Source organism: Devosia sp., from assembly GCF_017307495.1.
GTDB lineage: Bacteria > Pseudomonadota > Alphaproteobacteria > Rhizobiales > Devosiaceae > Devosia_A.
The window spans coordinates 181,754-203,112 of the sequence record NZ_JAFKHE010000014.1; the positions used below are offsets into that span (position 1 = coordinate 181,754).

At 67.3% G+C, this 21,359-nt stretch carries 16 protein-coding genes; 6 read left to right on the forward strand and 10 right to left on the reverse strand.

Annotation, left to right across the window (positions count from 1 at the left end; translation table 11 throughout):
• The first annotated feature begins 6 nt into the window (after positions 1 to 6).
• On the forward strand, positions 7 to 2,370 hold the full coding sequence (locus tag J0I99_RS05865) for an FtsX-like permease family protein (protein WP_291396500.1): 2,364 nt from the start codon (positions 7 to 9) through the stop codon (positions 2,368 to 2,370).
• Positions 2,371 to 2,372: 2 nt separating this feature from the next.
• Complete coding sequence (locus J0I99_RS05870; protein WP_291396502.1) at positions 2,373 to 3,569, forward strand: HlyD family efflux transporter periplasmic adaptor subunit; 1,197 nt, start codon at positions 2,373 to 2,375, stop codon at positions 3,567 to 3,569.
• 50 nt (positions 3,570 to 3,619) lie between these two features.
• Here J0I99_RS05870 and J0I99_RS05875 read toward each other — a convergent pair whose 3' ends face one another.
• Positions 3,620 to 4,492: an aldo/keto reductase gene (locus J0I99_RS05875; protein ID WP_291396504.1), complete on the reverse strand. Its 873-nt coding sequence runs from the start codon at positions 4,490 to 4,492 to the stop codon at positions 3,620 to 3,622.
• A gap of 238 nt (positions 4,493 to 4,730) precedes the next feature.
• Between J0I99_RS05875 and J0I99_RS05880 the strand changes: the two genes are divergently transcribed.
• The 3 genes from J0I99_RS05880 to J0I99_RS05890 all read left to right on the forward strand — a co-directional run bounded on the left by J0I99_RS05880 (position 4,731) and on the right by J0I99_RS05890 (position 7,708).
• A complete protein-coding gene (locus J0I99_RS05880) occupies positions 4,731 to 5,636 on the forward strand; it encodes a hypothetical protein (RefSeq protein WP_291396506.1) in 906 nt (301 codons plus the stop codon).
• Positions 5,637 to 5,873: 237 nt separating this feature from the next.
• Positions 5,874 to 7,358, forward strand: a complete 1,485-nt coding sequence (locus J0I99_RS05885) for an HWE histidine kinase domain-containing protein (protein WP_291396508.1) — start codon at positions 5,874 to 5,876, stop codon at positions 7,356 to 7,358.
• A complete protein-coding gene (locus J0I99_RS05890; RefSeq protein ID WP_291396510.1) occupies positions 7,355 to 7,708 on the forward strand; it encodes a response regulator in 354 nt (117 codons plus the stop codon). The genes J0I99_RS05885 and J0I99_RS05890 overlap by 4 nt, the downstream gene beginning before the upstream one ends.
• A gap of 63 nt (positions 7,709 to 7,771) precedes the next feature.
• Here the strand turns inward: J0I99_RS05890 and mog are convergent, their stop codons facing one another.
• From mog to J0I99_RS05935, 9 genes are read right to left on the reverse strand one after another with little or no spacing between them, the layout of a single operon-like run.
• On the reverse strand, positions 7,772 to 8,296 hold the full coding sequence (gene mog / locus J0I99_RS05895) for a molybdopterin adenylyltransferase (RefSeq protein ID WP_291396512.1): 525 nt from the start codon (positions 8,294 to 8,296) through the stop codon (positions 7,772 to 7,774).
• Between the two features lie 3 nt (positions 8,297 to 8,299).
• Positions 8,300 to 9,310 carry a GTP 3',8-cyclase MoaA gene (gene moaA, locus J0I99_RS05900; protein ID WP_291396515.1) on the reverse strand — a complete coding sequence of 337 codons (1,011 nt, stop codon included), beginning with the start codon at positions 9,308 to 9,310 and terminating at the stop codon, positions 8,300 to 8,302.
• A complete protein-coding gene (locus tag J0I99_RS05905) occupies positions 9,303 to 9,938 on the reverse strand; it encodes a carbonic anhydrase (RefSeq protein ID WP_291396516.1) in 636 nt (211 codons plus the stop codon). The genes moaA and J0I99_RS05905 overlap by 8 nt, the downstream gene beginning before the upstream one ends.
• A 32-nt stretch (positions 9,939 to 9,970) precedes the next feature.
• Positions 9,971 to 10,876 (reverse strand): peptidylprolyl isomerase, encoded by a 906-nt coding sequence (locus J0I99_RS05910; protein ID WP_291396518.1) that lies wholly within the window; start codon positions 10,874 to 10,876, stop codon positions 9,971 to 9,973.
• 7 nt (positions 10,877 to 10,883) lie between these two features.
• On the reverse strand, positions 10,884 to 11,582 hold the full coding sequence (gene narI, locus J0I99_RS05915; protein ID WP_291396520.1) for a respiratory nitrate reductase subunit gamma: 699 nt from the start codon (positions 11,580 to 11,582) through the stop codon (positions 10,884 to 10,886).
• 1 nt (position 11,583) lies between these two features.
• Positions 11,584 to 12,297 carry a nitrate reductase molybdenum cofactor assembly chaperone gene (gene narJ / locus J0I99_RS05920; protein WP_291396522.1) on the reverse strand — a complete coding sequence of 238 codons (714 nt, stop codon included), beginning with the start codon at positions 12,295 to 12,297 and terminating at the stop codon, positions 11,584 to 11,586.
• The gene (narH, locus tag J0I99_RS05925) at positions 12,297 to 13,835 is read right to left on the reverse strand and encodes a nitrate reductase subunit beta (RefSeq protein ID WP_291396523.1); all 1,539 of its coding nucleotides are present in this window, start codon (positions 13,833 to 13,835) and stop codon (positions 12,297 to 12,299) included. Before narH ends, narJ begins: the two co-directional genes overlap by 1 nt.
• Positions 13,832 to 17,572, reverse strand: coding sequence for a nitrate reductase subunit alpha (locus J0I99_RS05930; protein WP_291396525.1), 3,741 nt, complete (start codon positions 17,570 to 17,572; stop codon positions 13,832 to 13,834). The genes narH and J0I99_RS05930 overlap by 4 nt, the downstream gene beginning before the upstream one ends.
• Complete coding sequence (locus J0I99_RS05935) at positions 17,572 to 20,316, reverse strand: MFS transporter (RefSeq protein ID WP_291396527.1); 2,745 nt, start codon at positions 20,314 to 20,316, stop codon at positions 17,572 to 17,574. The genes J0I99_RS05930 and J0I99_RS05935 overlap by 1 nt, the downstream gene beginning before the upstream one ends.
• 216 nt (positions 20,317 to 20,532) lie before the next feature.
• On the opposite strand from J0I99_RS05935, the gene J0I99_RS05940 reads away from it, so the two are divergent.
• Entirely contained in the window at positions 20,533 to 21,246 is a 714-nt protein-coding gene (locus tag J0I99_RS05940) for a cyclic nucleotide-binding domain-containing protein (RefSeq protein WP_291389474.1), read from the forward strand.
• The last annotated feature ends 113 nt before the right edge of the window (positions 21,247 to 21,359 follow it).

A 21,359-nucleotide genomic window follows, 5' to 3' on the forward strand; every position in this document is an offset into this window, starting at 1 on the left:
GCGCCGATGCGAGCGCTCCACATCAAGCTCTTGCGCGAACTGCGACGGCTTTGGGCGCAGGTACTCGCCATCGCCCTTGTCATGGCGGCCGGTGTGGCGACGCTGATCATCGGGGTCGGCACCTACCAGTCGCTCGAGCGGACGCGCGCCCTCTACTACGAGGCCAACCACTTCGCCGACCTGTTTGCCGGCCTGACGCGTGCGCCCCGCCCGCTGCTCGACGAAATCGGCGCCATCGACGGCGTGCTGGCGGTGGATGGGCGGATCGCCAAGCTGGCGCTCGCCGACATCGAGGGATTGACCGAGCCGGCTTCGACGCTCCTCGTCTCCCTGCCGGACGGGGGCCGGGAGCCCCTCAACCAGCTCTACCTCAGGAGCGGGCGACTGCCGGAAGTCGGCCATGCAACCGAGGCGGTGGTCAGCGAGATCTTCGCCAAGGCGCGCGGCTTCGTGCCCGGCTCGCACCTGCGCGTCGTCATGAACGGCTCGCTGCGCGACATCACCATCACCGGGATCGCACTGTCGCCCGAGTACATCTACGCCATGGCTCCCGGCGAGACGATGCCCAATGAGGGCCGCTTCGGCGTCCTGTGGATGCCGGAAAAGGCGCTGGCGGCGGCCTACGACCTGCAGGGGGCTTTCAACGCCGTCGCGGTCAAGCTCCTGCCTGGGGCGTCGTTGCCGGCCGTCACCGCGGCCGTCGACCGGGTGCTGGCCCCCTATGGTGGCCAGGGCGCCTATGGCCGCGCGCAGCAGACCTCCAATGCGTTCCTCGACTCCGAACTGACGCAGTTGCGCGGCATGAGCTCGGTGCTGCCGCCGGTGTTCCTGCTCGTCGCCGCATTCCTCGTGAACATGACCCTGACCCGGCTTATTGCGCTCGAGCGCGAGCAGATCGGGCTGCTCAAGGCCCTCGGCTATTCGTCCTGGGCCGTGGCCTGGCACTATGTCGAGTTCGTGATGCTGATCGCCATCGTGGGCACCGCGCTCGGCTATGGCTTGGGGATATGGGCGGGCAACGGGCTGACGGTGCTCTATGCCCGCTTCTACAGCTTCCCGGTGCTGGTGTTCAGCCGCGACCCGATCCTCTATGTCGTGGCCGGCGGCATCACCATGGCCGCGGCAGTCATCGGTGCCGTGCGGGCCGTCAGCAAGGCAGCCTGGCTGCCGCCCGCGGTCGCCATGCTGCCGCCGGCGCCGCCGCAGTACCGACAGGTTCTCGGCGCCCGCACCGTGGTGCGGCTGGCCCTGCCCCAGACGTGGAACATGGTCACGCGCCACCTTCTGCACTGGCCCTGGCGCACCATCGGCGGTGTTCTCGGAATGGCCTTCGCCGTTGCCATCCTGGTCGGATCGATCTGGTCGATCGGGTCGATGAACTTCACCATCGACTATATCTTCAACCGCACCGAGCGGCAGGACGCCACCATCAATTTCCTCGGCGCCAAGCCGGTGCGGGCGCTCTACGAGATCGGGCGGCTGCCCGGGGTGCTCGCGGCCGAGCCGCAGCGCACCATCGGGGTCGAAATCCGCAGCGGTCATGTCAAGCGGCGGGTCGCCGTCAGCGGACACGCCGCGGGCAGCCGCCTCACCCGCCTGCTCGATGCCAGTCTTGTGCCCGTGGTCCTGCCCCCGACCGGCATCGTGCTGGGCAAGACTCTCGCCGATCTGCTCGGTGTGCGCCCCGGCGACACTGTCGAGGTGACTCCGCTCGAGGGCGACCGGACGACGCGCCAGGTGACCGTCACTGGCCTCGTCGAAAGCTACCTCGGGCTCAGTGCCTACATGGAACTGGGCGCACTCAACGCGCTCTTCGATCATGCCCCGTTGATCTCGGGTGCCAACGTCGCCATCGATACCAGCCGGGAAGCCGAGCTTTTCGCGGCCCTCAAGGCGACCCCCGCCCTGGGTCTGATCAGCCTGCGCGCCGTGTCGCTCGAGCGGTTCCGCGAGACCATGGCCGAGAACCTGTTCGTCATGATCGGGGTCCTGGTGGCGATGGCCGGAGTCATCGCCTTCGGCGTCGTCTACAATTTCGCGCGCATCTCGCTGTCCGAGCAGGGTCGCGAGATGGCCAGCCTGCGCGTGCTCGGGTTCTACCGCCATGAGGTCTCGATGCTGCTGCTGGCCGAGATCGCCGTCGTGACCCTGCTGGCCCAGCCGATCGGCTGGTTCCTCGGCTACCAGCTGGCACGCGGCATGGTCCGGAGCTTCTCGAGCGAACTCTTCACCATGCCGCTGGTCGTCAGCCCCGATGTTTATGTCTACTCCAGCGCCGTGGTTGTCGCCGCGGCGCTCCTTTCCGCGCTCATCGTGCGCCGCCGCATCGACCGGCTGGACATGATCGCCGTACTCAAGACGAGAGAATAGAAATGCTCGGCCGCATCATCAGCATTGCCGTCGTCCTGCTCATCCTCGCCGGTGCCGCCTGGGCCCTGTGGCCGCGCCCGGTCGGCGTCGATACCGCGCTCATCGGCCGGGGCGACCTCAAGGTGACCGTCGAGGAAGAGGGGCTCGCCCGCATCCGGGAGGTGTTTCGCGTCTCGGCCCCCGTCGCCGGAAAGCTCACCCGGGTAGCGGTCCACGCTGGCGACAAGGTTGCGCTCAACCAGGTCGTGGCAACCATCGAGCCGGCCGGACCGGGCCTGCTCGACGAACGGACCCGAAGAATTGCCGAGGCCGCCATCCAGGCGGCCGAGGCGGCGGTGACCCTCGCCGAAGCTGGACTGTCGCAGGCGGAGGCGCAGAATGCCTACGCCCAGGCCGACCTCAAGCGAAAGGTCGCCCTCGCCGACCGCGGCCTCGTCTCGAGCCAGATCGAACAGCAGGCGACGCTCGCCGCCGCGACGGCGCAGAAGAGCGTCGACGTCGCGACCGCAACCCTAGCGATGCGGCGGCAGGACCTCGAGGGCGCGCGGGCGGCGCTGATCGAGGGCTCCGGCGGACCGTCCTCCACCGCGGCCTGCTGCGTCACCGTGGCGAGCCCGATCGACGGTGAGGTGCTCAACGTCCTCAACGAGAGCGAACTGGTCGTCCAGCCGGGCACGCCATTGATGGATCTTGGCGATCCCACGAACCTCGAAATCGTCGTCGACGTGCTTTCGACCGACGCCGTGCGTATCGTCCCGCACGCCTCGGCAACGATCGAGGGCTGGGGCGGGGAGCCGCTCCGCGCCGAAGTCGAGCGCATCAGTCCCACGGCCATCACCAAGGTCAGCGCGCTCGGGATCGAGGAACAGCGCACCGAAGTGGTGCTGCGGCTGCTTGATCCGCCGCAGAAGTGGACCCGGCTGGGGCATGGCTTCCGCGTCGTCGCCCATATCGTCGTGTGGGAGGGCGTCGACAGCCTTCTCGTGCCCGTCGGAGCGCTGTTCCGGCGCGGCGAGGACTGGGAGGTCTTCCTCGTTGAGTCAGGCCAGGCCAAGCTGCGGACCATCGGCATCGGCGAGCGCAGCGACGCTTATGCCGAGGTCACCACCGGGCTGGCGGCGGGCGACGTGGTCATCCTCAATCCTGCCGATACCATCTCCGACGGCACGTCGGTCGCTCGTCTGTCACCCTCGGGGTGACCGGGTCTTCCCTCGGCCGGCCGTCGCGCATGACCGAGTCGGCGGCCCCTTCAGTAGAGGTCGTTGAACCGGTCCGGATCGCTGCCGGTCCGGCCGTCCTCGCCGCGGTCGAGCCCGGCGATCCGTCCCATGTCCGCCTCGCTCAACGTGAGGTCGACGGCCTCGAGGTTCTCGCGCAGCCGATCGGGGTGGACAGACTTGGGTATGACGACCGACCCGCGCTGCCGGTGCCAGCTCAGGACCACCTGGGCCGGCGTCCGGCCATGATTCCTGGCGATGTCGGCGATCACCTCATTCGCCAGCACTTCCCCATGGCCCAGCGGCGAGTAGGCCTGGTGCGCGATGCCCCGCGCCGCGAGGTACGCGTGCGGCCGGTTCTGCTGGAAATACGGATGGGTCTCGACCTGGTCGATCGCGGGCACCACGCCGGTCTCCTCCATCACCGCCTCGATATGGTGCTCGAGGAAATTGGACACGCCGATCGAGCGCACCAGTCCCTGCTCCCGGGCCTCGATCAGCCCCTTCCAGGCGCCGACATAGCGCTCGCGGTCAAGCGTGGGCCAGTGGATCAGCATCAGGTCGAGATAGTCGAGCCCGAGCGCCTCGAGCGAGGCCTCGACGCCGCGGCGGGCGCCATCGAATCCCATCGCCCGCGTCCGCAGCTTGCTGGTGATGAACAGCGCCTCGCGCGGCACCGGCGAGTGTGCAATGGCCCGGCCGACCCCGGTCTCGTTGTCGTAGCCCTGGGCCGTATCGATGAGCCGGTACCCGGCCTCGAGCGCTGCCGACACCACCTCGGTCACCTGCCGTGCGTCGATCTGCCAGACGCCTAGGCCCACCTGCGGGATGACGACATGCTCCGCGATCTCGACCGCCGGGAAGCCGGGGTTGCCTTTGGCGCTCTCGCCCTGGTGCTGCAGCATCGTCGCCTCCTTGTTGGTTCGACTCGAACCCCCGGACGGGCAACGGGTTCCGCTTTGGCGGCGAATAGTGCGGCCGATCGACAGCCGGAAGGCGGGCGCAACCAAATGCCCCCCTCGGAGATTGTGGTCGTACTGCGTCAAGGAGGAACAGAAATGAACGCAATCATCTATCTGGTCGGCCTCGTCGTCGTGGTCATGGCCGTGTTGTCCTTCTTCGGTCTCAGGTGAGGACAGGCCAATGACCACCGCTTCCGAAGTCGACGTCGTCGTCGCCCCCCTGTCCCGATCCGAAGCCCCCGGCTCCTATGTGGACTGGCCGGCGATCATCGCGGGGATCATCATTGCCTCCGCCATTGCTCTGGTGCTGTTGAGCTTCGGCTCGGCCATCGGCCTGAGCCTCGTGAACTTCCGCGCCGGACCGGACGTGCCGGCGATCTGGATCGCCATCGCTGCCGCGAGCTGGCTGCTCTGGGTCCAGATCTCCAGCTTCATGGCCGGGGCCTACGTCACCGGTCGCATGCGCAAGCGGCACCTCGACAGCGATGAGGAGGAATCCGACATCCGTGACGGCGTCCACGGCCTGCTCGTCTGGGCCGGAGCGCTGGTGGTTGGTGGGCTGATCGCCGCCGGCGGCCTGTCGGCCGCGGCAAGCGCCGTCGGATCGGCTGCCTCGACCCTGACGACCGCTGCGGCCACCGTGGCGGATGACGTCGGCACCGCTGTCGACCCCAATGCCTATTTCGTCGACAGCCTGTTCCGCCAGTCCCCTGGCGCGACGGCGCCGGCAGCCGATACGACGGCCGTCCGCGCCGAGGCCGGACGCATCCTGGCCCAGGGTGAGCTCGGCAACGGCGTCGGTGACGCCGACCGGACCTACCTCGCCGACCTTGTGGCGCAGAACACCGGCCTGAGCCCGGAACAAGCTACTACCCGCGTTTCGGATGTGCTCTCGGCTGTCGACAACGCCAAGGCGCAGGCCGCCGCGGCCGCCGAGACGGCGCGCAAGACCGGCGTTCTGGCTGCGTTCCTGACGGCCGCATCCTTGCTGGTCAGCGCTGCCGGTGCCTATTTCGCCGCCCAGAAGGGCGGAAACCATCGTGACGAGCGGGTGTCGTTCGGAACGGCGTTCCGCCGCTATCGCTAGAGGAGAAGCAGATGTTCAGAGCCCTTGGCCTTTGGCTGCTCGGCGTGCCGATCTGGTTGATCATCATCATCCTGCTGTTCGTGCACCGCTGACCCGGGCCCGGATTGCAGACGCGAAGGCCCGGCCCTGGTGGTCGGGCCTGCCGTTTGCCGGCGTGCTAGGCCGCTGCCGATTATATGTGCTGTCGGGAACGAAACCGCCACGGCGTCGTTATCACCGGCCATGGGGGGCGTAGGAATGGCTGTCGTGCCGCAAAAAGACGAGACGCGTGCGCTACTTGGACTGACCGACAGGCTCTATCGGGCCCAGGGCCTGGACGACGTCTATGCCGCCGCGCTTGATGCCATTGCCGTGATGCTGGACTGTGCGCGCGCCTCCATCCTGTTGTTCGACGACCAGGGCGCCATGGGCTTTGTCGCCTGGCGCAACCTGTCCGATGAGTATCGGTCGCAGGTGAGCGGCCATAGCCCGTGGCAGCGCGGCGAGACCCAGGCGGAACCGATCTTCGTCAGGGACGTGCGCGACACCGGCGAGCCCGACTGGCTGAAAGCGGCCTTGGCCCGCGAGGGCATCGTCGCTCTCGGCTTTGTCCCGCTGATGGCGAATGGCGTCGTCGTCGGCAAGTTCATGACCTATTTCGGCGACCCGCATGACTTTTCGGCTCATCATCGCGAACTCGCGGTGGCGATCGCGCGGCAGGTCGGCTTCAGCCTCGAGCGGCACGCGGCGGAAAAGGCCCGTTCGGAGGCGGTGCGGGATCTCAAGGAGAGCGGCGACCGCTTCCGGCTCATGTCGGAGGACGCGCCGATCATGATCTGGATCGCCGACAGCCAGGGCAAGTGCCTGCATCTCAACCGCATGCTGCGCAACTTCTGGGGCGTGCCCGACGAAGTGGGCGACTTCGACTTCACCAGCACGCTTCATGACGACGACCGAGCGGCGGTGGGGGCAGCCATGGCCGCTGCATTGCGCGATCGGCAAAGCGTTACCGTCAAGGGGCGCTACCGCCGGAGCGATGGGGCATGGCGCGTGCTCGAGACGACCGCGCGTCCCAACTTCTCGGCGAGCGGGGCCTTCATGGGCATGATCGGCGTCAATGTCGACATCACCGAGCGCGAGGAGGCCGACGCCCACAAGCAGCTGCTCATCAACGAGCTCAACCACCGGGTCAAGAACACGCTCGCCGTGGTGCAGTCGGTGGCGCGTCAGACCTTCCGCCGCGACGGCACCGGCGACCTCGAGGTCGAGGCCTTCCAGGGTCGCCTCGCCGCGCTGGCGCAGGCGCACAACCTGCTGGCAGCCGAGGCCTGGCAAAGTGCGTCCCTCGAGGAAGTCGCACGCCGCTCGCTGAACGGCGATGCCGACGTGCGCATCGCCATCCGTGGGCCCCGCGTCGAACTGCGCCCCAAGCAGGCGGTGACCACGGCCATGGCCCTGCACGAGCTCTACACCAATGCGGTCAAGCATGGCGCGCTGCGCTCCAGCGAAGGCCGGGTGGAATTGAGCTGGCTGACGGCGGAGGCGCCGCGCGGCTCGCTGGTCGTGCGCTGGCTGGAGCGTTCCCCCCAACCGATACTCCCGCCAGTCCGCCGAGGCTTCGGCTCGACCATGATCGAGCAGGCGCTCGGCGCCGACCTCAATGCGGAAGTGGAGATGGACTTCCAGCGCTCGGGCCTAGTGTGCACTATTGTCGCTCAACTAGCGGACACAGTACGGCAATGACCGATCTCAGCGGCAAACGCATTCTCGTTGTCGAAGACGAGTTCCTGGTGGCCCTCGAGGCTGCCAGCATGCTGGCGGAAGTCGGCGCGACGGTGGTCGGCCCGGCCTATCACCCCGCTCCCGCGCTGCAGTTTGCGAAGACCGAGGCCCTGGATGCCGCGGTGCTGGACATCAACCTGGGGACGGGGACCAGCGAGAGCATTGCGGATACGCTGAAGAGCCGCGGCATCCCCTTCATCTTCGCCACCGGCTATGGCCAGCTTGCCGGCGTCGATCCAGATGCGGTCGTCATCGACAAGCCGTATTCGCAGGCCCAGATCGTGGCCGCCCTCCGCCATGTCCTCGCCTGAGCCGCGAGCGACCGGCGGCCCTGCCCGGCGCGGGACAGGCCATTCCTTGGGCACAGGTCCCGCCTAGGCAGACGGCCGAAAGCTCGCCACGACCGCTTCATGCGTCTCGATCCGGCCGGCACCAATCAGGTCCAGGCAGTACGGAACGGCCGGGAAGACCGCATTGAGGCAGACCTCGATCGAGCGCGGCTTGCCCGGCAGGTTGATGATCAGGCTCCGGCCCCGGATGCCGGCCGTCTGGCGCGACAGGATGGCCGTCGGCACCGTCTCGAGGCTGATCCGGCGCATCAGCTCGCCGAAGCCCGGCAACTCCTTTTCGACCACCGCCTGCATCGCCTCCGGCGTGAGGTCGCGCGGCGCCGGCCCGGTCCCGCCCGTGGTGAGCACCAGGTCGGCCCGCAACTGGTCGCAGAAGTCGCGCAGGGCATTGCCGACGGGCTCGATGCCGTCGGCAACAGTGCGTCGGATCGCCTGCCACGGACTGCTGATCGCCCGTTGCAGCCACGCCTCGATGGCCGGCCCGCTGGCGTCCGGGTACTGCCCGAGGCTGGCCCGGTCCGAAATCGTCAGGATGCCGATCGTGACCATCGTTCAGCCGCCCAGTACCGACATGTGACGCACAATGCCGCCCGCAAGAGCGGCCTTCCCGACCTCGAAGCCGTGCCGCTCCGGCTTGCGGCGCAGGGCCTCGCGGATCAGGCCGTCGAGCGCGGAACCGTCGGCGCCCGCAGCCAGTGCCGGCCTGAGGTCGACCGATCCTTCGTGGCCCATGCAGGTGAACAGCCGTCCGTCGCTTCCCACCCGCACCCGGTTGCAGGAGGCACAGAAGTTGCACGACAGCGGTGTGATGAAGCCTAGCAGGCCACCGGTCTCGCCCACGGTCACGTAGCTGGCCGGACCGCCGCTTTTTGCCGACGATGCACTTAGCGTCCAGCGCTGCTCGAGCTCGCGCCGGAACGCGGTGAGCGACAGGTACTGCCCGATCCTCGAGACCCCCGTGTCGCCCAGCGGCATGGTTTCGATCAACGCCAGCGCCATGCCGCGACCATGCGCGTATCGCAGCAATGGCTCGAACTGGTCCTCGACCACGCCCCGCAGTGCGACCGTGTTGATGCGAATGCGCAGTCCCTCGGCGAGCGCCGTTTCGATCCCCTCGAGGACATCGGCGAGGACGCCGCCGCGCGTGATCTCACGGTACTGGTCCGGATCGAGCGTATCGAGCGAAACGTTGACGCGGCGCACGCCGTGCCGGGCCAGCGTGCGCGCAATGCGCGAAAGTTGCGAGCCGTTGCTGGACACCGTCACTTCGTCGAGCTCGCCGCGCGACAGGTTGTCGGAAAGACGCTCCAGCAGCGCCGGCAGGTCCTTGCGCACCAGCGGCTCGCCGCCGGTCAGCCGGATCTTGCGCACGCCACCGGCAATGAACGCGCCGGCAATGCCGTAGAGCCCGGCGACGTCCAGCCGATCGCGACCGGGCGCGAAGCGCATGTGCTCGGGCATGCAGTAGGTGCAGCGCAGGTCGCACCGATCGGTGACCGACAGCCGCAGATAGGTCACGGGGCGGCCGAAGCCATCCACCAGCGGCTGGAGGGGACTAGTCATTGGGCCCTTTCTGCATTGAGGACGTCGCCCGGCGACCGTCCGGCACGACGTCGCAATGCAGGTCGTGCAACAGGCCATCGGTCAGTCCGTAGATCCAGCCGTGCAACCGGATGTCGGCCCCGCGCCCCCAGGCATCCCGGATGATGGGGGTGCGCGCCAGGTTGCTCACCTGTGCCCGAACCGAAAGTTCGCAGATGCGGTCGTTGCGCGCGTCGGGCGTCGCAAGGTCGCGCAGGTCCTGGTCCGCGTCGTCGGCGACGTCCCGGATCGGCTGCAGCCAGTGGTCGACCACGCCGTGGTGATGCGGTTCCATCGCCGCCCGCACGCCGCCGCATCCGTAGTGCCCGCACACGATGATGTGGCGAACCTCCAGCACATCCACCGCAAATTCGAGGACCGAGAGCAGGTTCAGGTCGCCGCGATGAACGAGGTTGGCGATGTTGCGGTGCACGAACACTTCGCCCGGCTCGAGACCGGTGATGACGTTGGCCGGCACCCGGCTGTCGGAACAGCCGATCCACAGGTATTCCGGCCGCTGCAGGCCGGCCAGGCGGCTGAAGTAGTCCGGATCGTCCCGCCGCCGGTTTTCGCTCCACCGGCGGTTGTTGCGCAACAGGTCAGACAGCAAGGCTCATTCCCCGTGGGCCTGGGCGCCGGCCACTAGCCTCGCCCACCCGACAGGTGCGGCGCGCCGCGCAGGGCAAGGCCGACGATCTCGGCACGTTCGGACAGCACTCCGATGAGCTGGGCCACGCCGCGGCTCCAGCTCGAAGCTTCCAGATGCACCGCGATGCGCTCCCGCACGGCCTCGAACGGCAGGCGCGTGCCGGCAATGCGGCGATCGAGCCGGATGACGTGGAAGCCGAAGCGCGAGCGCACCGGCGCAGCCGTCACCTCGCCCTCGCCGAGCTTGGCCAGCGCGGCCTCGAATTCAGGAACCGTGCTGCCCGGCGTGAGCTGGCCCAGCGAGCCTCCGACCTCGCGCGACGGGCAGGCCGAGTGCAGGCGGGCAAGTTCCGCGAACCGCTCCGGCGCCTCGGCCAGCTCGCTGATCAGCCCTTGTGCCAGCTCACCGATCCGCTTGCTCACCGCCTCGTCAGTGCCGGCGGGGACCGCCAGCAGGATGTGGTGCGCCTCCCACATGTCCGAGGTGGAAAAGCGCTCGGGCTGCGCCTCGTAGTAGCGCCGGCATTCGGGCTCGCCGGCGGCGGGCGTGGTGACCTGGCTGTCGAGCAGGGCCCGGATCAGCGCATCGTCCTCGGTCTCGACCCGGCCGCGCTCGTCGCGTTCGGGGGCGGCGACCACGCCCAGCCGGCCCGCCTCGTTGAGCAGCAGCTGGCGCACCACGAGGGCCTCGGCGGCAAGGCGGAACGCCTCCGCCGGCGAGGCCGCCGGGTGCTGCTGCGCCTCGGCGCTGATCGCGGCGTGCGGGATCACCACCCCGTCGACCGAGACGAGCGCCGACGGCGGCCGCGGCGGCGCCGGTACCTTGACGCGGGCATTCGGGATGGCGGCATTCGCCGGCCCCTCGGCGGGGGTCCCGAACTGGATCAACGGCTCCGTCATCTTTACCTCACTCGACAGTCGGGCGGCGCGTGCGCACCACCTGGTAGCCCGGCCGCCACAGGTAGCGGACGGGCGCGCTCAGCATGTGGACAAGCCGCGAGAACGGGAACAGCACGAAGATCGTCAGCCCCAGCGTGATGTGCAGCTTGAACACTAGTGCCGCATCCGCGACATAGCTGGCCGCGTTGGGATCGAAGGTGAATATGCCCTGCGCCCAGCGCATGAACTTGACCATCTCCTCGCCGTCGAGGTGCTGCATCGAGACCCGGATCGTCGCCAGCCCCAGGGCCAGCTGCAGCCAGAGGATGACGATGATCAGGCTGTCGGCGAGGCTCGAGTTGCGTCGCACCCGGGCATCGAAGAAGCGCCGGTGCACCAGCAGCGTCGCCCCGACGATCCCCATCGCGCCGGCGACTCCGCCGAGCACGATGGCGATCAGTTGCTTGGTGCCGTGCGAGACGCCGAGCATCTCCCAGATGGCGAGCGGCGTAAGCAGGCCGACGAGGTGGCCGGCAAAGATCAGCAGCACGCCGACATGGAACAGCACCGACCCCCACATCAGTTGCCGCCGGCGCAGCATCTGGCTCGACCCGCTCCGCCAGGTATAGGGCTCGCGGTCGTAGCGGATCACCGTGCCCACCGCGAGGACGACCAGCGCGATATACGGATAGACGCCGAACAGCAGCGTGTTCACGAATTCGGCCATGTCACGAGTTCCTCTCCACACCGGGTTGAGGCGGCGGCCGGCGAGCGGCGCGCACCTGCATCCTGAGCCGATCCGGCCCGCAATTCTGGTCCCCGGTGCCACCCCCGAAGGTCACCGCCTCGGACTCCCAGACTGCATCGAGCGCCTCGAGGTCGTCCGGATCGTGGTCCGGCTCCTCGAGCAGTTGCTCCAGTGCCTCCTGCCTCGGCGCTGTCCCCGCAATCGCCTCGAGCGCCAGCATGGCGTTGGCATAGATGCTGCCGCGCTTCTGCAGGCGGGTCCTCAGGTTGGCGACGATGTGCAGCGTCTGCCCCAGCAGCTCGTGCACCTCCTCGTCCGACTGGGTCGACAGGTACTCGAGGAACAGTGGCAGGAAGTCGGGCATCTCGCCCGGCCCGATATCGAAGCCCTGCCGCTCGTACATCTGGGCGAGGTCGACCATGGCCTGGCCGCGGTCGCGGCTCTCGCCATGCACATGCTCGAACAGATGCAGCGACAGGGTGCGCGTGCGGTCGAACAGCGACACGTAGCGCTCCTGCGCATCGTAGAGGTCGAGCCTGCCCAGGTCCGCCACCAGCGCGGCGATCCTTTTCTTGTTCCCGGCGTCGAGGCGGCTGTCCCGCGCGATCGCCGCCTCGATCTCGCCGAGGGCCTCGTGCAGCTCGGCGCTCGGGTACGACAACAGCACCGAGATGATCTTCAGGGCATTGGCCATTACGCACCCGCCTTCATCAGGTCCACCGGGGTCTGCACCTTCTGGCGCTTGGAACCGAACAGGTCCGGCGCCGACGTTCCGCCCGAGCAGCCATTGCCGAAGCTGAAGCCGCACGAGCCGCGCTCGTCATAGGCATCCTCGCCCAGTTCGCGGTGGCTGGTCGGGATGACGAAGCGGTCCTCGTAGTTGGCGATCGCCATCAGCTGGTACATGTCCTCGACCTGCTGCGGCGTGAGGCCGACGCGTCCCGCCATTGCCTCGTCGATGACCCCCTCGACCGTCTTGGCCCGCATGTAGCCGCGCATCGCCAGCATGCGCTCGAGCGCCAGGGCGACCGGCTCTTCCTTGCCGGCGGTGAGCAGGTTCGCGAGGTAGCGCACCGGGATGCGGAGCGAGCGCACGTCCGGCATGTTGTCGCTGTCCACCCCGATCTTGCCCGACGCGGCGGCGTGCTGCAGCGGCGACAGCGGCGGTACGTACCAGACCATCGGCAGCGTGCGGTATTCCGGGTGCAGCGGGAAGGCGACCTTCCACTCCATCGCCATCTTGTAGACCGGCGAGTTGCGGGCCCCCTCGAGCCAGGCTTCCGGGATGCCGTCCTTGCGCGCCTGCGCGATGACTTCCGGGTCGTTGGGATCGAGGAACACCTTGAGCTGTGCCTCGTAGAGGTCCTGCTCGTCGGGCGTCGCGGCCGCCTCGGCGATCCGGTCGGCGTCATAGAGCAGCACGCCGAGATAGCGGATGCGACCGACGCAGGTCTCCGAGCACACCGTCGGCTGCCCGGCCTCGATGCGCGGATAGCAGAAGGTGCATTTCTCCGATTTGCCCGACGACCAGTTGTAGTAGATCTTCTTGTACGGGCAGCCCGAGATGCACATGCGCCAGCCGCGGCACTTCTCCTGGTCGATCAGGACGATGCCGTCTTCCTCGCGCTTGTAGATCGCGCCGGACGGGCACGACGCCACGCAGGTCGGGTTGAGGCAGTGCTCGCACAGCCGCGGCAGGTACATCATGAAGGTGTTTTCGAACTGGCCGTAGATCTCGGCCTCGACACCCTCGAAGTTCACGTCCTTGGAACGCTTGGAGAACTCGCCGCCGAGGATTTCCTCCCAGTTCGGCCCCCACTCGATCTTTTCCATGCGCTCGCCGGACACCTTGGAGCGCGGCCGCGCCGTGGGGAAGGCCTCGAGCTCGCCTGCATTCTGCAGGTGGCCGTAGTCGAAATCGAACGGCTCGTAGTAGTCGTCGATCTCGGGCAGGTCGGGGTTGGCGAAGATCTTGGCCAGCACGCGCCACTTGGCGCCGATCCTGGGCTCGATCTTGCCGTTGGCCTTGCGGACCCAGCCGCCGTTCCACTTCTTCTGGTTCTCCCACTCCTTGGGATAACCGATGCCGGGCTTGGTCTCGACATTGTTGAACCAGGCGTATTCGACGCCCTCGCGGTTGGTCCAGACGTTCTTGCAGGTCACCGAGCAGGTGTGGCAACCGATGCACTTGTCGAGATTGAGCACCATGCCGATCTGGGCGCGGATCTTCATTCTGCAGCCTCCACCTTGTCGTTGTAGGGACGTTCGAGCCAGTCGACCTTGTCCAGCTTGCGCACGATGACGAACTCGTCGCGGTTGGAGCCGACCGTGCCGTAGTAGTTGAAGCCGTAGGCCTGATGTACGTAGCCGCCGATCATGTGCGTCGGCTTCAGCGTGGCCCGGGTCACCGAATTGTGGATGCCGCCGCGGTTGCCGGTCATCTCCGAGCCGGGCGTGTTCACGATCTTCTCCTGCGCGTGGTACATGAAGACCGTTCCCTCCTTGATCCGCTGCGAAACCACCGCCCGCGCCACCAGCGCGCCGTTGCTGTTGTAGGCCTCGATCCAGTCGTTATCGACGATCCCGACCTTGGCCGCGTCGACTTCCGACAGCCACACCACCGGCCCGCCGCGGTTGAGCGTCAGCATCAGCAGGTTGTCCGTGTAGGTGGAGTGGATGCCCCACTTCTGGTGCGGGGTGATGAAGTTGAGCACGATCTGGCCATTGCCGTTCGGCTTGCTGTCGATCACCGGCTTGACCGACTTGGTGTCGATCGGCGGCCGGTACACGCACAGCGCCTCGCCGAAGGCCCGCATCCACAGGTGGTCCTGGTAGAGCTGTTGCCGGCCGGTGAGCGTCCGCCACGGGATCAGCTCGTGCACGTTGGTATAGCCGGCATTGTAGCAGACCTTCTCGCTCTCGATGCCCGACCAGGTCGGCGAGGAGATGATCTTGCGCGGCTGCGCGACGATGTCGCGGAAGCGGATCTTCTCGTCTTCCTTGGCCAGCGCCAGGTGCGCATGCTCGCGCCCGGTGGCGTGCGACAGCGCCTCCCAGGCCTTCACCGCCACCTCGCCGTTGGTTTCCGGCGCCAGCATCAGGATGACTTCGGTCGCATCGATATCGGTATCGATGCGCGGCATGCCCTTGGTCGGCCCGTCCTCGGCCACCGTCCCGTTGAGCTGGCCCAGTGCCGTGACCTCGTGCTCGGTGTTCCAGCCGATCCCCTTGCCGCCATTGCCGAGCTTGTTCATCAGCGGCCCGAGCGCGGTGAAGCGCTTGTAGAGGTTGGGATAGTCCCGCTCCACCACGGCCACCGCCGGCATGGTCTTGCCGGGAATGGGCTCGATCGCGCCGGTCTTCCAGTCCTTGACGTCGAAGGGCTGGGCCATCTCGCCGGCGGTGTCGTGCTGGATGGGCACCAGCACCGTGTCCTTCTCGACCCCCAGTACTTCCGGTGCCACCGCCGAGAACGCCTTGGCGAGGCCCTTGAAGATGTCCCAGTCGCTGCGCGCCTCCCAGGCCGGGTCGGCGGCGCTGGACAGCGGGTGGATGAACGGGTGCATGTCCGAGGTATTGAGGTCGTTCTTCTCGTACCAGGTCGCCGTCGGCAGCACGATGTCGGAGTAGACGCAGGTGGTCGACATGCGGAAGTCGAGCGTCACCAGCAGGTCGAGCTTCCCCTCCGGGGCCTCGTCATGCCACACCGCCTCGCGCGACTTGCGCTTGCCCTCTTCGCCCAGGTCCTTGCCCATCACGCCATGCGTCGTGCCGAGCAGGTGTTTGAGGAAATACTCGTGCCCCTTGCCCGACGAGCCGAGCAGGTTCGAGCGCCACACGAACATGTTGCGCGGCCAGTTGGCCGGATCGTCGGGATCCTCGCAGCTCAGCTGCAGCTGGCCGGACTTCAGCGCCGCGGCGACGTAGTCCTTCGGCTCCTGCCCGGCCTTGGCCGCCGCCTTGGCGATATCGAGCGGATTGGCCTTGAGCTGCGGCGCCGACGGCAACCAGCCCATGCGCTCGGCCCGGATGTTGTAGTCCATGAGGCTGGCGTCCCAGTCACCCTTCGGCGCTGTCGGCGACAGGATCTCGGACACGTCCAGCGTCTCGTAGCGCCACTGGTCGGTGTGGGCGTAGAAGAACGAGGTCGAGTTCATCTGCCGCGGCGGCCGCGACCAGTCGAGCCCGAAGGCGAGCGGCACCCAGCCGGTCTGCGGGCGCAGTTTCTCCTGGCCCACATAGTGGCTCCAGCCACCGCCCGACTTGCCGACGCAACCGCACATCACCAGCAGGTTGATGATGCCGCGGTAGTTCATGTCCATGTGGTACCAGTGGTTGAGGCCGGCACCGACGATGACCATCGATCGCCCTTCGGTCTTTTCGGCATTGGTCGCGAACTCGCGCGCCACCGTGACGATGTGGTCGCGCGGCACGCCGGTGACCTTTTCCGCCCAGGCCGGGGTATAGGGCACGTCCTCGTCATAGCCCTTGGCGACGTTGCCGCCGCCGAGGCCACGGTCGATGCCGTAGTTGGCGGCGAGCAGGTCGAACACCGTCGCGACCAGCGCGTCGCCATCCTTGAGCCGTACCCGCTTGGCGGGCACGTTGCGGACGAGGATGCTCTTGTGGTCGGTGCCCGCGAAGTGGTCGTGCTCCCGGTTGCCGAAGTACGGGAAGGCGACGGCCGCGACCTCGTCGCGATCCGCCTCGCCGATCAGCGACAGCCTGAGCTCGGTGCCGTTGCCCGCTTCGTCCTTGGCCTCGAGGTTCCACCGGCTGCTGTCGTCCCAGCGGTAGCCGGCGCTGCCCTGCGGCGCCACGAGCCTGCCGGACTGGCCGTCGATGGCGACCGTCTTCCACTCGGCATTCTTGCCGTCGGCCAGCGCGCCGGCCACTTCCGAGGCGCGCAGCAGGCGCTCCGGAACGAACTTGCCGTCCTGCTCGACCAGCCGCACCAGCATCGGCATGTCTGTGTAGCGGCGGCAATAGTCCTCGAAGTACTTCGCCTGCCGGTCGAGGTGGTACTCGCGCAGGATGACGTGCCCCATCGCCATGGCCAGGGCGGCATCGGTGCCCTGCTTGGGATGCAGCCACAGGTCGGCGAACTTGGCCGCCTCCGAATAGTCGGGCGACACCACCACGGACTTGGCGCCCTTGTAGCGGGCCTCGGTGTAGAAATGCGCGTCCGGGGTGCGGGTCTGGGGCACGTTCGAGCCCCACAGCATCAGGAAGCCGGCGTTGTACCAGTCCGCCGATTCGGGAACGTCCGTCTGCTCGCCCCAGGTCATCGGCGAGGCGGGCGGCAGGTCGCAGTACCAGTCGTAGAACGACATGCACACGCCGCCCAGCAGCGACAGGTAGCGCGAGCCGGCAGCATACGAGATCATCGACATGGCCGGGATGGGCGAGAAGCCGATGATCCGGTCGGGCCCGTGTTTGCGCGCGGTGTAGGCATTGGCCGCCGCGACGATCTCGTTGACCTCGTCCCAGTTGGCCCGCACGAACCCGCCATGGCCGCGCACCTTGGTGTAGTCACGGCGCTTGGCCGGGTTCTCGACGATCGAGGCCCAGGCCTTGACCGGCGGCAGGCCGGCGCGCGCCTCGCGCCACAGGCGCAGCAGGCGGGAGCGGATCAGCGGGTGCTTCACCCGGTTGGCCGAGTACATGTACCACGAGTAGCTGGCGCCGCGGGCGCAGCCGCGCGGCTCGTGGTTGGGCAGGTCCGGCCGGGTGCGCGGATAGTCGGTCTGCTGGGTTTCCCAGGTGACGATGCCGCCCTTGACGTAGATCTTCCACGAGCACGAGCCGGTGCAGTTCACCCCGTGCGTCGAGCGCACGATCTTGTCGTGCTGCCAGCGCCCACGGTACGCCTTCTCCCAGGCGCGGCTTTCGGTCGTGGTAATCCCGTGCCCTTCCGCGAACGGCGCGTTGCGCTTGAGGAAATTCAGCCGGTCTAGAAGCAGGCTCATCAGGCGCTCCGCTTTGCAGTTTTGGTGGGTTGGGCGGTACCGGCGCGGCGCTCGATGTCATGGAGCAGGCCGCCGCGGCGGGTGTAGACGAACCAGGTCAGCGCGAGGCACGTCACGTAGAAGATGAGGAAGGCCCACAGCGCGCCCGACGCATCGCCGGTGATCTCGATCGAGGTGCCGTAGGCGCGCGGGATGAAGAACATGCCGTAGGCGGCGATGGCCGAGGTGAAGCCGATGATCGCCGCCGATTCCTTGTCGGCCTGGCGGGTGCGCTCGGCAGGGGTCAGGTTCGGCATCAGCCGGTCCATCTCCTTGCGCATGATCACCGGGATCATCTGGAAGGTCGAGGCGTTGCCGATCCCCGTCGCGAGGAACAGCACCATGAACATCGCGAAGAAGCCCCAGAACGCGCCGGGCTGCTCCCGGGTGGCCATGAAGTAGAGCACTCCGCCGACCGCCGCGATCATCAGCACGAACGTCCACAACGTGACGCGCGCCCCGCCCCACCGGTCCGCCACCCAGCCCGTGCCGGCGCGCGCCAGGGCGCCGACGAGCGGGCCGAGGAACACGTATTGCAGCGAGTCCACCTGCGGGAAGGCGATCTTGGCGAGCAGCGGGAAGCCGGCCGAATAGCCGATGAACGAGCCGAACGTGCCGGTGTAGAGCCAGCACATCAGCCAGTTGTGCAGCCGCCCGAAGATCACCGCCTGGTCCCGGAACGAAGCCTTGGCCGACGCCAGGTCATCCATGCCGAACCAGGCCGCGATGGCGGCGACGATCAGGAACGGCACCCAGATGAAGCCGGCGTTCTGCAGCCACAGCCGGGTCGTTTCGTTGACGGGCTGCGAATCGCCGCCGATCGCGCCGAACACGCCGATCGTCACCACCAGCGGCACGAGGAACTGCATCACGCTGACGCCGAGGTTGCCGAGCCCGGCATTGAGGGCCAGCGCATTGCCCTTCTCCCGCTTGGGAAAGAAGAAGCTGATGTTCGCCATCGAGGAGGCGAAGTTGCCGCCGCCCAGGCCGCACAGCAGCGCCAGCACGAGGAAGATCAGGTACGGCGTCTCCGGGTTCTGCACCGCATAGCCGATCCCCATGGCGGGAATGATCAGCGACGCGGTCGACAGCGTCGTCCACAGCCGTCCGCCGAAGACCGGCACCATGAACGAGTAGAAGATGCGCAGCGTCGCGCCCGACAGCCCGGGCAGGGCAGCGAGCCAGAACAGCTCGTCGGTGGTGAACTTGAAGCCGACGCTGGGCAGCTTGGCGATGACCACGCTCCACACCATCCACACCGCGAAGGCGAGCAGCAGGTTCGGGATCGAGATCCACAGGTTCCGCGTCGCGATGGCCTTGCCCTTGCCGGCCCAGAAGGCCGCGTCCTCGGGCTGCCAGTCCTCGATGAGCTTGGGCCCGGTTCCCGCCATGCCCGGCCGGTGCAGCGCCTTCATCTCGGGCAGTTGCGGCAGCTTCTCCAGCGTCTCGGCGACCGCGGCGCTCTCCATCGCCCGGATGGCGAAGTGCATCCACAGCAGCGAGACCACGACGATGCCGAACATCAGCATGAAGCAGCTGGTCCACAGGCCGGTGACATCGAGCAGCACGCCGAAAGCGATGGGCAGGACAAATCCGCCGAGCCCGCCAATCATGCCGACGAGCCCGCCGACCGCGCCGACGCTGCCCGGGTAGTAGACCGGGATGTGCTTGAACACCGCGGCCTTGCCCAGGGACATGAAGAACCCCAGCACGAACACAACCATGACGAACGGCACGAGGCCCATCTGGGTGGAGAAGGCGATCGGGCCGTGCACCCCGTGGATGACGTAGTCGGTCTGCGGGTAGGCCAGCATGAAGGTGCAGACGGCGGCGACGCCGAACGTGACATACATCACGGCCCGGGCGCCGTAGCGATCGGACAGATGCCCGCCATAGGCCCGGAACAGGCTGGCCGGGATCGAGAAGGCGGCGGCGAGGATGCCGGCCAGCTTGATGTCGACCCCGTACACCCCGATCAGGTATTTCGGCAGCCACAGCGACAGCGCCACGAACGCGCCGAACACGAAGAAATAGTACAGCGAGAAGCGCCAGACCTGGACGTTCTTCAGCGGCTCCAGCTGCAGCAGCGTGCCCTTGGCCTTGATGCCCTTGGCGCGCCGTTCGACCAGCTCGGGATCGTCATTGGTGGTGAACCAGAAGACGATCGCGGTGACGACGAGCGCCGCGGCCCAGACCTGGGCCACGACCTGCCAGTCATAGGCCACCATCACGAAGGGCGCGGCCAGCTTGGTGACTGCCGCGCCGACATTGCCGGCCCCGAAGATGCCCAGCGCAAGGCCCTGCTTTTCGGCCGAGTACCACTTGGAGACATAGGCGACGCCGATCGAGAACGAGCCGCCGGCAAGCCCGAGGCCCAGCGCCGCCAGCAGCATCATCTCGTAGGTCGTGGCGTAGGACAGGAGGTACGTCGCCACCGCCGCGAACAGCATGGTCAGCACGTTGACGATGCGGCCGCCGATCTGGTCCGTCCAGATACCGAGCAGGACGCGCGACAGCGAGCCGGAGAGGATGGGCGTGCCCACCAGCAGCCCCAGCTGGGCGTCCGACAACCCCAGCTCGACCTGGATCCGCACGCCAATGATCGAGAAGATCGTCCACACTGCAAAGCAGACGGTGAAGGCAAACGTGCTCATCCAGAGCGCGCGCGACTGCTGACCCGCCTGGACTCCAGTAACTGCCGCCATGATTTAACGTCCCCAATCGCTCGCGACCTGTTTCGTCGCCATCGTCCAGAGCCTGGGATGCATAGTGTTGATTCAGATCAAAGTTCGTCAATACTGAAACGAAAACAAGAACATCGAGCATGTATAGCAATTCGTGCATTGCCGATTGACGGACCCAAAATAAAGTAGTTAGGTCAGCGAATTGATAAATATCAATCTTGAGGAGGAAATGGCCCGATGCGGATGGAGGACGCGGCACAGGTTCGGGAGACGCCCCTGTTCAGCGGGATGTCCGAACAGGTCTTCGATGCGCTGACCACCGGGGCGTTCCTGCAGACCTTTCCGCCGCACGTCGAACTGTTCCGGGAAGGCGAAGCGGCCGACTTCCTCTATGTGGTGATGGACGGAATGGTCGAGCTCTATGCCGCCTGGAACAACCGCGAGGCGGCCATCACCACCGTGCGGCCGACCGGGACATTCATCCTTGCGGCCGTGGTGCGCGATGCGTGCTACCTGATGTCGGCCCGCACCCTGGGCCGTTGCCGGCTGTTGATGCTGCCGGCCGCCAGCGTCAGGCAGGCCCTGACCAGCGATCATGCCTTCGCCATCGCCATGATCGACGAGCTGTCCGGATGCTATCGGGCAGCCGTCAAGGCGCAGAAGAACCTCAAGCTCAGGACCGGGGTGGAGCGGCTGGCGGCCTACCTGCTGCAGACCGGCACCCGGTCCGGAGCGTCCGGGTTCGAGCTGCCCTGCGACAAGCGGACCCTTGCCTCGCTGCTCGGCATGACGGCTGAGAACCTCTCGCGGGCGTTCGCCACGTTGCGGCCCTATGGCGTCATCGTCAGCGGCAGCACCATCACCCTGGCCGCGCCCGACGATCTGGCCCGCCTCGCCAAGCCGGCCGCGCTCATCGACGACCTCGATCCGGCCGCCCTCGGCGACGGCTGAACGCCGCGTCTGCCCGACGCCGTCGTCGACCGCGGCGCATCTCGGCCTCACTGGTGGTGAGTTGACCGGCGCTCGAAAACATCCTACGAAGGGCTCGGTTTAACGTAAAACTA

Excerpts from the sequence above, each read along its gene's own strand:
- J0I99_RS05865 (WP_291396500.1), top strand. The coding sequence starts at position 7 with ATGCGAGCGCTCCACATCAAGCTCTTGCGCGAACTGCGACGGCTTTGG.
- J0I99_RS05870 (WP_291396502.1), top strand. The coding sequence starts at position 2,373 with ATGCTCGGCCGCATCATCAGCATTGCCGTCGTCCTGCTCATCCTCGCC.
- J0I99_RS05875 (WP_291396504.1), bottom strand. The coding sequence starts at position 4,492 with ATGCTGCAGCACCAGGGCGAGAGCGCCAAAGGCAACCCCGGCTTCCCG.
- J0I99_RS05880 (WP_291396506.1), top strand. The coding sequence starts at position 4,731 with ATGACCACCGCTTCCGAAGTCGACGTCGTCGTCGCCCCCCTGTCCCGA.
- J0I99_RS05885 (WP_291396508.1), top strand. The coding sequence starts at position 5,874 with ATGGCTGTCGTGCCGCAAAAAGACGAGACGCGTGCGCTACTTGGACTG.
- J0I99_RS05890 (WP_291396510.1), top strand. The coding sequence starts at position 7,355 with ATGACCGATCTCAGCGGCAAACGCATTCTCGTTGTCGAAGACGAGTTC.
- mog (WP_291396512.1), bottom strand. The coding sequence starts at position 8,296 with ATGGTCACGATCGGCATCCTGACGATTTCGGACCGGGCCAGCCTCGGG.
- moaA (WP_291396515.1), bottom strand. The coding sequence starts at position 9,310 with ATGACTAGTCCCCTCCAGCCGCTGGTGGATGGCTTCGGCCGCCCCGTG.
- J0I99_RS05910 (WP_291396518.1), bottom strand. The coding sequence starts at position 10,876 with ATGACGGAGCCGTTGATCCAGTTCGGGACCCCCGCCGAGGGGCCGGCG.
- narI (WP_291396520.1), bottom strand. The coding sequence starts at position 11,582 with ATGGCCGAATTCGTGAACACGCTGCTGTTCGGCGTCTATCCGTATATC.
- narJ (WP_291396522.1), bottom strand. The coding sequence starts at position 12,297 with ATGGCCAATGCCCTGAAGATCATCTCGGTGCTGTTGTCGTACCCGAGC.
- narH (WP_291396523.1), bottom strand. The coding sequence starts at position 13,835 with ATGAAGATCCGCGCCCAGATCGGCATGGTGCTCAATCTCGACAAGTGC.
- J0I99_RS05930 (WP_291396525.1), bottom strand. The coding sequence starts at position 17,572 with ATGAGCCTGCTTCTAGACCGGCTGAATTTCCTCAAGCGCAACGCGCCG.
- J0I99_RS05935 (WP_291396527.1), bottom strand. The coding sequence starts at position 20,316 with ATGGCGGCAGTTACTGGAGTCCAGGCGGGTCAGCAGTCGCGCGCGCTC.
- J0I99_RS05940 (WP_291389474.1), top strand. The coding sequence starts at position 20,533 with ATGCGGATGGAGGACGCGGCACAGGTTCGGGAGACGCCCCTGTTCAGC.